Origin of the sequence: Halomonas sp. MES3-P3E, assembly GCF_002836035.1 — a bacterium.
GTDB lineage: Bacteria > Pseudomonadota > Gammaproteobacteria > Pseudomonadales > Halomonadaceae > Vreelandella > Vreelandella arctica.
The window spans coordinates 93,904-107,351 of record NZ_PJBT01000184.1 but is presented as its reverse complement, the minus strand read 5'-3'; the positions used below and the strand labels follow the sequence as shown (position 1 = coordinate 107,351).

General features: G+C 54.7%; 13 protein-coding genes. All 13 read left to right on the top strand.

Annotated features, from left to right (window positions below):
* Positions 1-4 precede the first annotated feature (4 nt).
* Positions 5-4,219 (top strand): DNA-directed RNA polymerase subunit beta', encoded by a 4,215-nt coding sequence (gene rpoC, locus CXF87_RS14685; protein ID WP_101147116.1) that lies wholly within the window; start codon positions 5-7, stop codon positions 4,217-4,219.
* Between the two features lie 227 nt (positions 4,220-4,446).
* The gene (gene rpsL, locus CXF87_RS14680; protein WP_008959173.1) at positions 4,447-4,821 is read left to right on the top strand and encodes a 30S ribosomal protein S12; all 375 of its coding nucleotides are present in this window, start codon (positions 4,447-4,449) and stop codon (positions 4,819-4,821) included.
* A 165-nt stretch (positions 4,822-4,986) separates the two neighbouring features.
* Entirely contained in the window at positions 4,987-5,457 is a 471-nt protein-coding gene (gene rpsG, locus CXF87_RS14675; protein WP_101147115.1) for a 30S ribosomal protein S7, read from the top strand.
* Positions 5,458-5,686: 229 nt separating this feature from the next.
* Positions 5,687-7,810 (top strand): elongation factor G, encoded by a 2,124-nt coding sequence (fusA, locus tag CXF87_RS14670; RefSeq protein ID WP_101147114.1) that lies wholly within the window; start codon positions 5,687-5,689, stop codon positions 7,808-7,810.
* 29 nt (positions 7,811-7,839) lie between these two features.
* Entirely contained in the window at positions 7,840-9,033 is a 1,194-nt protein-coding gene (gene tuf, locus CXF87_RS14665; protein WP_101147113.1) for an elongation factor Tu, read from the top strand.
* 159 nt (positions 9,034-9,192) lie between these two features.
* The gene (gene rpsJ / locus CXF87_RS14660; protein ID WP_007112007.1) at positions 9,193-9,504 is read left to right on the top strand and encodes a 30S ribosomal protein S10; all 312 of its coding nucleotides are present in this window, start codon (positions 9,193-9,195) and stop codon (positions 9,502-9,504) included.
* 161 nt (positions 9,505-9,665) lie between these two features.
* Positions 9,666-10,304, top strand: a complete 639-nt coding sequence (gene rplC, locus CXF87_RS14655; RefSeq protein WP_008959169.1) for a 50S ribosomal protein L3 — start codon at positions 9,666-9,668, stop codon at positions 10,302-10,304.
* A 15-nt stretch (positions 10,305-10,319) separates the two neighbouring features.
* Positions 10,320-10,925 carry a 50S ribosomal protein L4 gene (gene rplD / locus CXF87_RS14650; RefSeq protein WP_008959168.1) on the top strand — a complete coding sequence of 202 codons (606 nt, stop codon included), beginning with the start codon at positions 10,320-10,322 and terminating at the stop codon, positions 10,923-10,925.
* Complete coding sequence (gene rplW / locus CXF87_RS14645; protein WP_008959167.1) at positions 10,922-11,218, top strand: 50S ribosomal protein L23; 297 nt, start codon at positions 10,922-10,924, stop codon at positions 11,216-11,218. Before rplD ends, rplW begins: the two co-directional genes overlap by 4 nt.
* 17 nt (positions 11,219-11,235) lie before the next feature.
* Positions 11,236-12,066 carry a 50S ribosomal protein L2 gene (rplB, locus tag CXF87_RS14640; protein ID WP_008959166.1) on the top strand — a complete coding sequence of 277 codons (831 nt, stop codon included), beginning with the start codon at positions 11,236-11,238 and terminating at the stop codon, positions 12,064-12,066.
* Between the two features lie 33 nt (positions 12,067-12,099).
* On the top strand, positions 12,100-12,375 hold the full coding sequence (rpsS, locus tag CXF87_RS14635) for a 30S ribosomal protein S19 (RefSeq protein WP_008959165.1): 276 nt from the start codon (positions 12,100-12,102) through the stop codon (positions 12,373-12,375).
* Between the two features lie 18 nt (positions 12,376-12,393).
* On the top strand, positions 12,394-12,726 hold the full coding sequence (rplV, locus tag CXF87_RS14630; protein WP_007112002.1) for a 50S ribosomal protein L22: 333 nt from the start codon (positions 12,394-12,396) through the stop codon (positions 12,724-12,726).
* Positions 12,727-12,736: 10 nt separating this feature from the next.
* Complete coding sequence (gene rpsC / locus CXF87_RS14625) at positions 12,737-13,435, top strand: 30S ribosomal protein S3 (protein WP_008959164.1); 699 nt, start codon at positions 12,737-12,739, stop codon at positions 13,433-13,435.
* Positions 13,436-13,448: the final 13 nt, after the last annotated feature.

Here is a 13,448-nt window from a genome sequence, read left to right as displayed (position 1 = left end):
TCACATGAAAGATTTGGTGAAAGTACTCAAATCGCAGTCTCAGTCCGAAGAGTTTGACGCGATCAAGATTACCCTGGCGTCGCCGGACATGATTCGCTCCTGGTCATTTGGCGAGGTGAAGAAGCCTGAGACCATCAACTACCGTACCTTTAAACCGGAGCGGGACGGTCTGTTCTGCGCCAAGATTTTTGGCCCGGTAAAGGACTACGAGTGCCTGTGCGGCAAGTATAAGCGCATGAAGCACCGCGGCATTATTTGCGAAAAGTGTGGCGTTGAAGTGACCAAAGCTGCCGTGCGCCGTGAGCGCATGGGGCATATCGAACTCGCCTCGCCGGTGGCACACATTTGGTTTCTGAAGTCACTGCCGTCGCGTATCGGCATGTTCCTCGATATGACCCTGCGTGATATCGAGCGCGTGCTGTATTTCGAAAGCTTTGTCGTCATCGATCCCGGCATGACCACGCTGGAGCGTGGTCAGCTGCTCAACGATGAGCAGTACTTCGAAGCATTAGAAGAGTTCGGCGATGACTTCGATGCCCGTATGGGGGCCGAAGCCGTTCAAGAGCTACTCAAAGATATCGATCTGGAAGAAGAGATTAACCACCTGCGTGAAGAAATTCCGCAGACCAACTCTGAAACTAAGATCAAGAAGCTTTCTAAGCGCCTGAAGCTGCTGGAAGCCTTCTACCACTCTGGCAATGCGCCGGCGTGGATGGTTATGGAAGTGCTGCCCGTGTTGCCGCCGGACCTTCGTCCGTTGGTACCACTGGACGGTGGCCGTTTCGCGACCTCTGACCTCAACGACCTTTACCGTCGTGTGATCAACCGTAACAACCGCTTGAAGCGTCTGCTGGATCTCAATGCACCGGATATTATCGTGCGCAACGAGAAGCGGATGCTGCAGGAAGCAGTCGATGCACTGCTGGATAACGGTCGTCGTGGCCGCGCGATCACGGGCTCTAACAAGCGTCCGCTGAAATCGCTCGCCGACATGATCAAAGGTAAGCAGGGTCGTTTCCGTCAGAACTTGCTGGGCAAGCGCGTCGACTACTCGGGCCGTTCGGTGATTACCGTCGGTCCGACCCTGCGCCTGCACCAGTGTGGTCTGCCCAAGAAAATGGCGCTCGAGCTGTTCAAGCCATTCATCTACTCCAAGCTGCAGTCGCTGGGCTACGCCTCAACGATCAAAGCCGCCAAGAAGATGGTCGAGCGTGAGCTGCCGGAAGTGTGGGACATCCTCGCCGATGTTATCCGCGAACACCCGGTACTGCTTAACCGCGCACCCACGCTGCACCGTCTGGGTATCCAGGCGTTTGAGCCGCTGTTGATCGAAGGTAAAGCGATCCAGCTACACCCGCTGGTATGTGCCGCCTACAACGCCGACTTTGACGGTGACCAGATGGCGGTACACGTACCGCTGACCCTGGAAGCCCAGCTTGAAGCGCGTGCGCTGATGATGGCCACCAACAACGTGCTGTCGCCCGCTAACGGCGAGCCGATCATCGTGCCGTCGCAAGATGTTGTTCTGGGTCTTTACTACATGACCCGCGAAAAGATCAACGCCAAAGGCGAAGGCATGGTGTTCTCTGACCTTAACGAGGTCGAGCGCGCGTTTGGTACCCAGTCTGTATCGCTGCACGCCCGGGTCAAAGTGCGTCTGGACGAAATCGATATCGAAGAAGAGAGCGGCGAGCGCAGCTTCCACCGCCGTATTTACGATACGACGGTAGGCCGTGCACTGCTGTTCCGCATTCTTCCGGAAGGTGTCCCCTTCGCGCTGATCGATCAGCCGATGAAGAAGAAGGCGATCTCCAGCCTGATCAACGAAGTCTATCGTCGTGCCGGCCTTAAGCCGACCGTCATCTTCGCTGACCAGCTGATGTACACCGGCTTTCGCTTGGCGACTTGGTCCGGTGCCTCTATCGGTGTTAACGACTTCGTTATCCCCGAAGCGAAAACCGAAATCGTTGACGCGGCGGAAGCCGAAGTTAAAGAGATCGAAGACCAGTTCTCTTCTGGCCTAGTAACAGCGGGTGAGAAGTACAACAAGGTTATCGATATCTGGTCGAAGGCGAACGATAAAGTCGCTAAGGCGATGATGGTCGGCATCTCGAAAGAGACCGTTATCGATCGTGATGGCAACGAGGTTGAGCAAGATTCGTTCAACAGCGTCTTCATCATGGCCGACTCTGGTGCGCGTGGTTCGGCTGCACAGATTCGTCAGTTGGCCGGTATGCGTGGCCTGATGGCCAAGCCGGATGGCTCGATCATCGAAACGCCGATCGTTGCCAACTTCCGTGAAGGTCTGAACGTACTTCAGTACTTCATCTCGACCCACGGTGCACGTAAAGGTCTGGCGGATACGGCTCTGAAAACGGCCAACTCCGGTTACCTGACGCGTCGTTTGGTCGACGTGGCGCAGGATTTGGTTATCACTGAAGTGGACTGTGGTACTGAAAATGGCCTGACGCTGCATCCGATCATCGAGGGCGGCGACATCATTGTACCGCTCTCCCAGCGTGTACTAGGTCGCGTGGTTGCGCAGGATGTCGTGCATCCGGGCAGCGGCGAAGTATTGATCGCTAAAGGGACATTGCTCGACGAGAAGTGGTGTGCAGAGCTCGACACCATGGGCGTCGACGAAATTATCGTACGCTCCACGATTACTTGTGAGACCGCACATGGCGTGTGTGCCTCCTGTTACGGCCGTGACTTGGCCCGTGGCCACCAGGTCAACATCGGTGAAGCTGTCGGCGTTATCGCTGCCCAGTCAATTGGTGAGCCGGGTACCCAGCTGACCATGCGTACCTTCCACATCGGCGGCGCAGCATCGCGTTCATCAGCCGTGGATAGCGTACAAGTGAAGCACGGCGGCAAGGTTCGCCTGCACAACATCAAGCATGTTGAGCGTGGTGACGGCAAGCTAGTGGTGGTCTCTCGTTCGAGCGCCTTGGCTGTTGCGGATGACCATGGTCGTGAACGCGAGTACTACAAGCTGCCTTACGGCGCCGAACTCTCGGTACGCGACGGTGACGTCGTGGATGCCGGTGCCATAGTCGCCAAGTGGGACCCGCACACGCACCCGATCGTTGCCGAAGTAGAGGGTAAGGCGCAGTTCATCGATCTTGACGAAGGTGTCACCATGCACCGTAGCGTCGATGAGATGACTGGCTTGTCCTCTATTGAGGTGATCGAGTCTGCAGCGCGCCCCATGGCTGGTCGCGATAAGCGCCCGATGGTTATGCTGCAAGACAGCGCTGGTGAGTATGTTTCCGTATCCGGTTCCAACACGCCGGTGCAGTACTTGCTGCCAGGCAACTCGATTATTTCGGTCGACGATGGTGTCACTATCGGTGTGGGTGAAGTCGTTGCCCGTATCCCGGTAGAAGCCTCGGCGAACAAAGATATCACCGGTGGTCTGCCACGCGTTGCTGACTTGTTTGAGGCGCGTAAGCCGAAAGAGTCGTCTATCCTGGCGGAAATCAGCGGTGTCGTTAGCTTTGGTAAAGAGACTAAAGGCAAGCGTCGCCTGATGATTACCCCGGAATCCGGCGATCCGTTTGAAGCCTTGATTCCGAAGTGGCGTCAAATTGCCGTCTTTGAAGGCGAAACGGTTGAGAAGGGGGAAGTCATTTCTGATGGCCCGAGCAACCCCCATGACATCCTGCGTTTATTGGGTGTTGAGGAGCTCGCCAAGTACATTACGGCAGAAGTACAAGACGTTTACCGTCTCCAGGGCGTTGGTATCAACGATAAGCACATTGAAGTGATTGTGCGTCAGATGCTGCGTAAGGTAGAGATTGCTGATTCAGGCGACTCTGATTTCATCACGGGCGATCAAGCCGAGCTTGTGCGTGTGCTGGAACAGAATGAACGTCTTGAAAAAGAGAAGAAATTCCCAGCCAAGTACCAACGCATGTTGCTGGGTATTACTAAGGCCAGCTTGGCCACCGAGTCGTTCATTTCCGCGGCCTCCTTCCAGGAGACCACCCGCGTATTGACCGAAGCAGCGGTGACCGGCAAGCGTGACTATCTGCGCGGTCTAAAAGAGAATGTGGTAGTGGGTCGTCTGATACCGGCAGGTACTGGCTTGACTCACCACGCAGAACGTCGTCGCAAGCGCGAAGGCGTTGAGCAACTGTTCAATCCCTCGGCGACCGAGGTAGAGCAGGAGCTAGGTGCCCAGTTAACCGCTCTCGACTCTGACGACGAGCTGTAAATTTGGTGCTTAAAACAAGCAGTAAAATTAGTAAGTAGCATAAGTTGCTGACCTAAAAACGTCACCTTGCTGGTAAAACCGCCAGCAAGGCTTGACGGCACCTAGGGTCAGCCTTTAGAATGCGCAGCCTTTAACAGTGGGGTGGGTGCGCCCGCATCCGCTGCACGTATTTGTTAAAAAGGCTACTTGTTGAAAGACAAGGCAACCATTGGAGTCAGCTAAACACCATGGCAACGATTAATCAGCTAGTGCGCAAGCCGCGCAAGCGCCCCGTCACTAAAAGTGACGTGCCCGCGCTGCAGGCCTGTCCGCAAAAGCGCGGCGTATGTACGCGCGTTTACACTACTACCCCGAAGAAGCCGAACTCGGCCCTGCGTAAGGTTTGCCGTGTGCGCCTTACCAACGGTTTCGAAGTGTCTTCTTACATCGGTGGTGAAGGTCACAACCTTCAAGAACACTCTGTCGTTTTGATTCGTGGCGGTCGTGTAAAGGATTTACCAGGTGTGCGTTATCACACCGTTCGTGGCGCCCTTGACACCTCTGGCGTTCAAAATCGTCGTCAGGGTCGTTCTAAATACGGTACTAAGCGTCCTAAGTCCTAATAAGGCTGGGGTAGCTGTATAGCATGGCCGATTTTATTGGGTGTGCTGAGTAGCGATTATCACGAATTTGACGGTCTGATAAGAGTAAGGTCGGGCGACGCTTTGTCTTAGTACAAGCTCATGAGTTCCGGGTTTACCTGAAAGATCCTTAATTGAGGGCTTATCATGCCTAGAAGAAGAGTAGTAGCTAAACGCGAAATCCTGCCGGATCCTAAGTTCGGAAGTGAGCGTCTGGCGAAGTTCATGAACCACCTGATGGTCAGCGGCAAAAAGTCCATAGCTGAGCGTATCGTCTACGGTGCGTTGGACAAGGTTGCCGATCGTAGTAAAGAAGATCCGCTGGAGATCTTCGACAAAGCGCTGGAAGCCATCCAGCCCATGGTCGAAGTGAAGTCGCGCCGCGTTGGTGGTGCGACCTATCAGGTGCCGGTTGAAGTACGTCCGTCTCGTCGCCAAGCGCTAGCAATGCGCTGGCTGGTAGACGCGGCGCGTCGTCGCGGTGAGAAAACCATGGTGCAGCGTCTAGCAGGCGAAATGCTGGATGCCGCGGAAGGTAAAGGTTCTGCCGTTAAGAAGCGCGAAGACGTGCATCGCATGGCAGAAGCCAACAAGGCCTTCTCGCACTACCGTTTCTAAAATCGGTGTTTCTAGAAACTGCGTTTCTAAGCACGGCGTTTTTAAGTACGGCTTTATGGTTTTTATATGCACGTTGTTCAGCATGGCGAAGTGTTTGCTGAGTCGCGTTGTTGCAACGCATTAGTTGCAATACCCAGCCGCTACCATGCAGTGGTAGCGGCGGACGCATAAGCCTCGCTTGCATACGTCGCTAAATTAACGAGCATCGCCAACAAACGGGAGTTTCACCGTGGCACGCAAGACTCCACTAAATCGCTATCGTAATATCGGTATCGTCGCTCACGTTGACGCGGGTAAGACTACGACGACTGAGCGGGTACTGTTCTACACCGGCCTTTCCCACAAAGTGGGCGAAGTGCACGACGGTGCTGCGACCATGGACTGGATGGAGCAGGAGCAGGAGCGTGGTATCACTATCACCTCAGCTGCAACTACCTGTTTCTGGCAGGGCATGAACAAGCAGTTCCCTGAGCACCGTATTAACATTATCGACACCCCAGGGCACGTTGACTTCACGATCGAAGTTGAACGTTCTTTGCGCGTACTTGATGGCGCGGTTGTTGTACTGTGCGGTTCTTCCGGCGTTCAGCCGCAGACCGAAACTGTATGGCGCCAGGCCAATAAGTACGAAGTGCCGCGCATGGTCTTTGTCAACAAAATGGACCGTACCGGTGCTGATTTCTTCATGGTTGTCGACCAGTTGAAAGAGCGTCTGGGTGCTAATGCTGTGCCGATCCAGATTAACTGGGGCACGGAAGAGGACTTTAAAGGTGTTATCGACCTTATTCAGATGAAAGCCATCCTGTGGGATGAAGAAAGTCTGGGTATGACCTATGACCTCGTGGATATTCCTGCTGAGCTACAAGAAACAGCAGAAAAGTATCGCGAAGAGATGGTCGAGGCTGCTGCCGAAGGCTCTGATGAGCTGATGGAGAAATACCTTGAAGGCGGCGAGCTAACGATTGAAGAGATCAAAGCTGGTCTGCGTGCGCGCACTCTGGCTAACGATATCGTTCTGGTTACCTGTGGTTCTGCCTTTAAGAACAAGGGTGTTCAGGCCGTGCTGGATGGCGTTATCGAATTCATGCCTTCGCCGACAGAAGTTAAGGCGATCGAAGGTGAGTTGGATGATAAAAACGGCACCGTTGATACCCGTGAAGCGGACGACAGTGCACCGTTTGCGGCGTTGGCATTTAAAATCGCCACCGACCCCTTCGTTGGTACGCTGACCTTTATCCGCGTCTACTCGGGCGTTCTGAAATCTGGCGACGGTGTTTATAACTCCGTTAAGCAGAAGAAGGAGCGCGTTGGCCGTATCGTTCAGATGCACGCCAACTCCCGTGAAGAGATCAAAGAAGTACTGGCGGGCGATATCGCCGCTTGTATCGGTCTCAAGGACGTCACCACCGGTGATACCCTGTGCGACATCGATAACAAAATTGTTCTCGAGCGTATGGAGTTCCCGGATCCGGTTATCTCGGTTGCTGTAGAGCCTAAATCTAAGGCAGACCAAGAGAAGATGGGTGTCGCTCTGGGCAAGCTTGCTCAGGAAGATCCCTCCTTCCAGGTTAAAACCGACGAAGAAACCGGCCAGACGATTATTTCTGGTATGGGTGAGCTTCACCTGGACATCCTCGTTGACCGTATGCGTCGCGAGTTTAAGGTTGAAGCCAATATCGGTAAGCCGCAGGTTGCCTATCGCGAAACGATTCGCGGCAGCATTGAGCAAGAAGGCAAGTTCGTGCGTCAGTCCGGTGGTCGTGGTCAGTATGGTCACGTATGGCTGCGTATCGAGCCGCTGACAGCAGAAGAGAAGGGTGAAGGCGAAGACGAACTGTTCTTCAAGTTCAACTCTGAGATCGTGGGTGGTGCGGTTCCGAAGGAATACGTTCCCGCGGTTGAGAAGGGTGCTTACGAGCAGCTCAAAAACGGTGTCATCGCGGGTTACCCGATGATCGACGTTAAAGTGTCGCTGTTCGACGGCTCCTTCCACGACGTGGACTCCAACGAGACTGCGTTTAAGATTGCTTCTTCTATGGCAGTGAAAGAAGGTGCCAGGAAGGCCAAGGCCGTGCTGCTGGAGCCGGTGATGAAGGTCGAAATCGTGACCCCCGAAGAATTTATGGGTGACGTCATGGGCGACCTGAGCCGTCGTCGCGGCTTGGTGCAGGGCATGGATGACTCTTCTTCTGGTAAAGTCATTCGTGCAACGGTGCCACTGGGCGAGATGTTCGGTTATGCAACCGATCTGCGCTCACAAACCCAGGGCCGTGCGAGCTACTCTATGGAGTTCTCGAAGTACGACGAGGCGCCCTCCAGCGTCGTTGAAGCCGTCATCAATCAAAACGGTTAACCGTTAGCTAACGTAAAGAGGTTATAGCAGTGGCTAAGGAAAAATTTGAACGTTCCAAACCGCACGTCAACGTCGGCACCATTGGTCACGTCGACCACGGTAAAACGACTCTGACAGCGGCCCTAACCCGCGTGTCTGCTGAGGTTTTCGGCGGCGACTGGCGTGAATTTGATACCATCGATAACGCTCCTGAAGAGCGCGAGCGCGGTATCACGATCGCTACTTCCCACGTGGAATATCAGTCTGAAGAGCGTCACTACGCTCACGTTGACTGCCCAGGACACGCTGACTACGTCAAGAACATGATCACCGGTGCTGCGCAGATGGACGGCGCGATCCTGGTATGTTCTGCCGCAGACGGCCCGATGCCGCAAACTCGCGAGCACATCCTGCTGTCTCGTCAGGTTGGCGTACCGTTCATCGTTGTGTTCCTGAACAAAGCGGACATGGTCGATGACGAAGAGCTGCTCGAGCTGGTAGAAATGGAAGTTCGCGAACTTCTAGACCAGTACGACTTCCCGGGCGACGACACGCCGATCATCACTGGTTCTGCCTTGATGGCGCTGAACGGTGAAGATGAGAACGGCATGGGTACTACTGCGGTAGCTAACCTGATCAAAGCTCTGGACGAGTACATTCCTGAGCCGGAGCGTGCTATCGACCAGCCGTTCCTGATGCCGATTGAAGACGTGTTCTCTATCTCTGGTCGCGGTACTGTTGTTACCGGTCGTGTAGAGCGCGGCATCGTTAAAGCGGGCGAAGAAGTGGAAATCGTGGGTATCCGCGACACCACCAAAACGATCGTTACCGGTGTTGAAATGTTCCGTAAACTGCTCGACGAAGGTCGTGCTGGTGAGAACGTTGGCGCCCTGCTGCGTGGTACTAAGCGTGATGACGTCGAGCGTGGCCAAGTATTGGCCAAGCCGGGCACCATCAACCCGCACACTACCTTCGAAGCAGAAGTTTACGTACTGTCCAAAGAAGAGGGTGGTCGTCACACGCCTTTCTTCAAGGGCTACCGTCCCCAGTTCTACTTCCGTACCACCGATGTAACCGGTACTTGTGAACTGCCGGAAGGCGTTGAAATGGTCATGCCGGGTGACAACGTTCAGATGGTTGTTACCTTGATCGCTCCGATCGCAATGGACGAAGGTTTGCGCTTCGCTATTCGTGAAGGCGGCCGTACTGTCGGTGCTGGCGTTGTGGCCAAGATCGTCAAGTAAGCTACATGCTTGAATGATGAAGGGGGCTCTGATGAGCCCCCTTTTCTGCGCACCAACAGCAAATGTTTGACATGGGCTTTTGGCGTGCCTATAATGCGCATCCTTTGAATGCGTGGGTAGACGGCTCGCGCCGTCGACATCCATTGGAGTTTAAGGCAAATGCAGAACCAAAAGATTCGCATTCGGTTGAAAGCATTCGACCATCGCCTGATCGATCAGTCCACAGCGGAAATTGTTGAAACTGCTAAGCGTACTGGTGCTCAGGTTCGTGGCCCGATCCCGCTGCCGACCAATCGCGAGCGTTACACCATCCTGATCTCGCCGCACGTCAACAAAGATGCGCGTGACCAGTATGAGATTCGTACGCACAAGCGTGTGCTCGACATTGTTGAGCCGACCGAGAAAACTGTTGACGCTTTGATGAAGCTTGATCTCGCCGCAGGCGTAGACGTGCAAATCAAACTCAACTAATTACACTAGTCACTTTGCGGCCCAGCGCTCATCGCTCTTTATAAAGAGTTGGCATGAGCAGCAGCCGCCGCGCCGTGAGGCGCCATACAATGTGCTAGTGGAATGCTCTGGAAAGGGCAGCCATAGCGGGTGATAGCCCCGTACACTATAGGAGACTGAGTATGACTATCGGTTTAGTCGGTAAAAAGGCCGGGATGACCCGTGTCTTTACCGAAGACGGCGCGTCTGTGCCCGTAACCGTTATTGAAGTTGATCCTAATCGTGTTACACGCGTTAAATCTGTCGAATCTGACGGTTACGCAGCGATTCAGGTCACATCTGGCTCTCGCAAAGCGAAGCACCTCACCAAAGCGCAAGCGGGTCAGTTTGCCAAGGCGGGTGTTGAAGCTGGTCGTGCACTGATGGAATTTCGTCTTGCAGAAGGCGAAACAATTCCTGAAGTGGGCGGCGAAATCACCGTATCCCTCTTCGAAGCTGGTCAAATGGTTGACGTGACTGGCACCTCTAAGGGTAAAGGCTTCCAGGGTGCTGTTAAGCGCTGGAATTTCCGTACCCAAGACATGACTCACGGTAACTCTCTGTCGCATCGCGCGCCGGGTTCTATCGGCATGTGTCAGACTCCGGGTCGCGTTTTCAAAGGCAAAAAGATGGCCGGTCAAATGGGTAACGCCCGTTGCACCGTGCAGAGCCTTGAGATCGTCCGTGTCGACGCCGAGCGTAACCTGCTGCTGATTAAAGGCGCCGTACCGGGTGCTCCCGGTAGTGACGTTATCGTTCGCAGCGCCGTGAAAGCAGGCTGAAGGGGATAATTACCAATGAATCTGAATCTTGCTGCAGGCGCGGGTACCGTTGAAGTAGCCGACGCCACTTTTGGCAAAGAATTCAACGAAGCGCTTGTTCACCAGGTTGTCACTGCCTATTTGGCGGCTGGTCGTCAGGGAACCCGCGCACAAAAGAGTCGTTCCGACGTTCGTGGCGGTGGTAAGAAGCCGTGGCGTCAGAAAGGCACCGGTCGTGCACGTGCCGGTACCATCCGCTCTCCGCTATGGCGTAGTGGTGGCGTAACCTTCGCGGCGCGTCCGCAAGACTACACCCAGAAGGTTAACCGCAAGATGTACCGTGCAGCGATGCGCTCCATCTTGTCTGAGCTGGTACGTCAAGAGCGTTTAGTCGCGATTGAAGAGTTCGTCGTCGATGCGCCTAAGACCAAGCAGGTAGCTGCCAAGCTGAAAGAGCTCAACCTTGAAAAAGTGTTGATCGTCACTGAAGAAATCGACGAGAAGCTCTATTTGGCCGCACGCAACCTTCCCCACGTTGACGTGGTGGATGTCGCGGCAGCTGACCCGGTAAGCCTGGTAGCCTTTGATAAGGTCCTGATTACCGTCTCCGCCCTGCGTAAATTCGAGGAGAAGCTGGCATGAACCAGGAACGCGTATTTAAGGTTCTGCTTGGGCCGCACGTGACCGAAAAGGCCGCAATGGCAGCCGAGCGCAACCAGTACGTTTTCAAGGTAGCATCTGATGCTACCAAGCCCGAGATCAAAAAGGCCGTTGAAGCACTCTTCGGCAAAAAGGTCGGTAGTGTTCAGGTTCTGAACATGAAGGGTAAAACAAAGCGTACTGCGAACGGCGTTGGCCTGCGTAAGGGTTACCGCAAAGCGTATGTGACCCTGGCTGCGGGTGAAACGCTCGAAGACTTCTCTGGCGCCGAATAAGGGCAGGAGTACGGATAATGGCAATCGTCAAGACCAAACCCACTTCCGCCGGTCGTCGCCACGTCGTCAAGATCGTTGGCGAGGAACTGTTTAAAGGCCGTGCCTATGCACCGCTTTTGGAAAAACAGTCCAAGTCCGGCGGCCGGAATAACTACGGTCGTATCACCACCCGCCACGTGGGCGGTGGTCATCGTCACCACTATCGGTTGATCGATTTCAAGCGTACCAAGGATGGCATTCCTGCCACCGTTGAGCGCCTGGAGCACGATCCCAACCGCAGTGCGCACATTGCACTGCTGAAGTATGCCGATGGTGAACGTCGTTACATCATTGCACCGAAAGGTGTCAGCGCGGGTGACGTGCTGGAATCTGGTGTTAACGCGTCAATCAAGAAAGGCAATGCCTTGCCGCTGCGTAACGTTCCGCTGGGTTCTACGGTGCACTGCATCGAACTCAAGCCGGGCAAAGGTGCGCAGATTGCTCGCAGTGCCGGTACAAGCGCCCAGTTGGTTGCTCGTGAAGGTAACTATGCCACCTTGCGTCTTCGCTCTGGCGAAATGCGTAAAGTGTTGGCCGAGTGCCGCGCGACGTTGGGTGAAGTGAGCAACTCTGAGCACAGCCTGCGTCAACTTGGCAAGGCCGGTGCGAAGCGCTGGAGAGGCGTGCGTCCGACTGTTCGCGGTGTCGCGATGAACCCAGTCGATCACCCACACGGTGGTGGCGAAGGCCGCACCAGTGGTGGTCGTCACCCGGTATCCCCATGGGGTGTGCCGACTAAGGGTCACAAGACGCGTAAGAACAAGCGCACCGACAAGCTGATCATTCGTCGTCGTAATAAGACGCGTTGATCTAAATTGCCAAGACATTAAGAGGTAACGGCTGTGCCACGTTCACTAAAGAAAGGTCCCTTCATTGACCTTCATCTTTTGAAGAAGGTAGAGGCTGCAGTGGAGAAGAGCGATCGCAAACCAATTAAGACTTGGTCGCGTCGTTCTATGATCCTGCCCAATATGGTAGGCCTCACTATCGCGGTCCATAATGGTCGCCAACACGTCCCGGTGCACGTCTCCGAGGAAATGGTTGGCCACAAATTGGGCGAATTCGCTGCTACTCGCACTTATCGCGGGCATGCGGCGGATAAAAAAGCCAAACGGTAAGCCAGAGAGGATTGAGAGATGGAAGTCACAGCTAAGCTGCTTGGCGCTCGTTTATCCGCCCAGAAGGCCCGTTTGGTGGCTGACCAGGTGCGCGGTAAACCTGTCGCCGAGGCACTCGACCTGCTGACCTTCTCACCGAAGAAGGCTGCCAAGCTGGTTAAGAAGGTGCTGCAATCCGCGATTGCAAATGCGGAAGAAAATAACGGCATGGATATTGACGAGCTGCGTGTCTCGACCATCTGCGTCGATGAGGGCATGACGCTCAAGCGTATCAAGCCGCGTGCCAAGGGGCGTGCGGATCGTATCTTGAAGCGCACGTGCCACATCACCGTCAAGGTAGCCGAGAAGTAGGAGTCGACCGATGGGTCAGAAAGTCAATCCAACAGGCATTCGACTGGGCATCGTCAAAGACCATGCTTCTGTCTGGTATGCTGAGCGCGGCGCTTACGCCGATAAGCTCAATAACGATCTCGAAGTGCGTAGCTTCCTGGAAGAGCGTCTTAAAAGCGCCTCTGTTAGCCGCATCCACATCGAGCGTCCGGCGAACAATGCCCGCATCACCATTCACACTGCCCGTCCGGGTATCGTGATTGGTAAGAAAGGTGAAGATGTCGACCGTTTGCGTCGCGATCTCACCCAGATGATGGGTGTTCCCGTGCATGTGAACATCGAAGAAGTTCGCAAGCCGGAGCTGGATGCCAAGCTAGTCGCTGCTAACGTAGCGGGTCAGCTTGAGCGTCGCGTTATGTTCCGTCGTGCTATGAAGCGCGCGGTACAGAACGCAATGCGTCTTGGCGCTGGTGGCATCAAGATTCAGCTGTCAGGTCGTCTTGGTGGCGCTGAAATCGCACGTACCGAATGGTACCGCGAAGGTCGCGTTCCGCTGCACACGTTGCGTGCGGATATCGACTACGCCACTTACGAAGCTCACACCACCTATGGCGTTATCGGCGTCAAAGTGTGGATCTTCAAGGGTGAAATCCTCGGCGGTATCGAGGAAGTACGTGCCAAGGCCAAACAGCCTGCCGGCAACGCGCCCAAGAAGAAAGGTTCCAGGTAAGGGGAGAGCGAGT

Excerpts from the sequence above, each read along its gene's own strand:
- rpoC (WP_101147116.1), top strand. The coding sequence starts at position 5 with ATGAAAGATTTGGTGAAAGTACTCAAATCGCAGTCTCAGTCCGAAGAG.
- rpsL (WP_008959173.1), top strand. The coding sequence starts at position 4,447 with ATGGCAACGATTAATCAGCTAGTGCGCAAGCCGCGCAAGCGCCCCGTC.
- rpsG (WP_101147115.1), top strand. The coding sequence starts at position 4,987 with ATGCCTAGAAGAAGAGTAGTAGCTAAACGCGAAATCCTGCCGGATCCT.
- rpsJ (WP_007112007.1), top strand. The coding sequence starts at position 9,193 with ATGCAGAACCAAAAGATTCGCATTCGGTTGAAAGCATTCGACCATCGC.
- rplC (WP_008959169.1), top strand. The coding sequence starts at position 9,666 with ATGACTATCGGTTTAGTCGGTAAAAAGGCCGGGATGACCCGTGTCTTT.
- rplD (WP_008959168.1), top strand. The coding sequence starts at position 10,320 with ATGAATCTGAATCTTGCTGCAGGCGCGGGTACCGTTGAAGTAGCCGAC.
- rplW (WP_008959167.1), top strand. The coding sequence starts at position 10,922 with ATGAACCAGGAACGCGTATTTAAGGTTCTGCTTGGGCCGCACGTGACC.
- rplB (WP_008959166.1), top strand. The coding sequence starts at position 11,236 with ATGGCAATCGTCAAGACCAAACCCACTTCCGCCGGTCGTCGCCACGTC.
- rplV (WP_007112002.1), top strand. The coding sequence starts at position 12,394 with ATGGAAGTCACAGCTAAGCTGCTTGGCGCTCGTTTATCCGCCCAGAAG.
- rpsC (WP_008959164.1), top strand. The coding sequence starts at position 12,737 with ATGGGTCAGAAAGTCAATCCAACAGGCATTCGACTGGGCATCGTCAAA.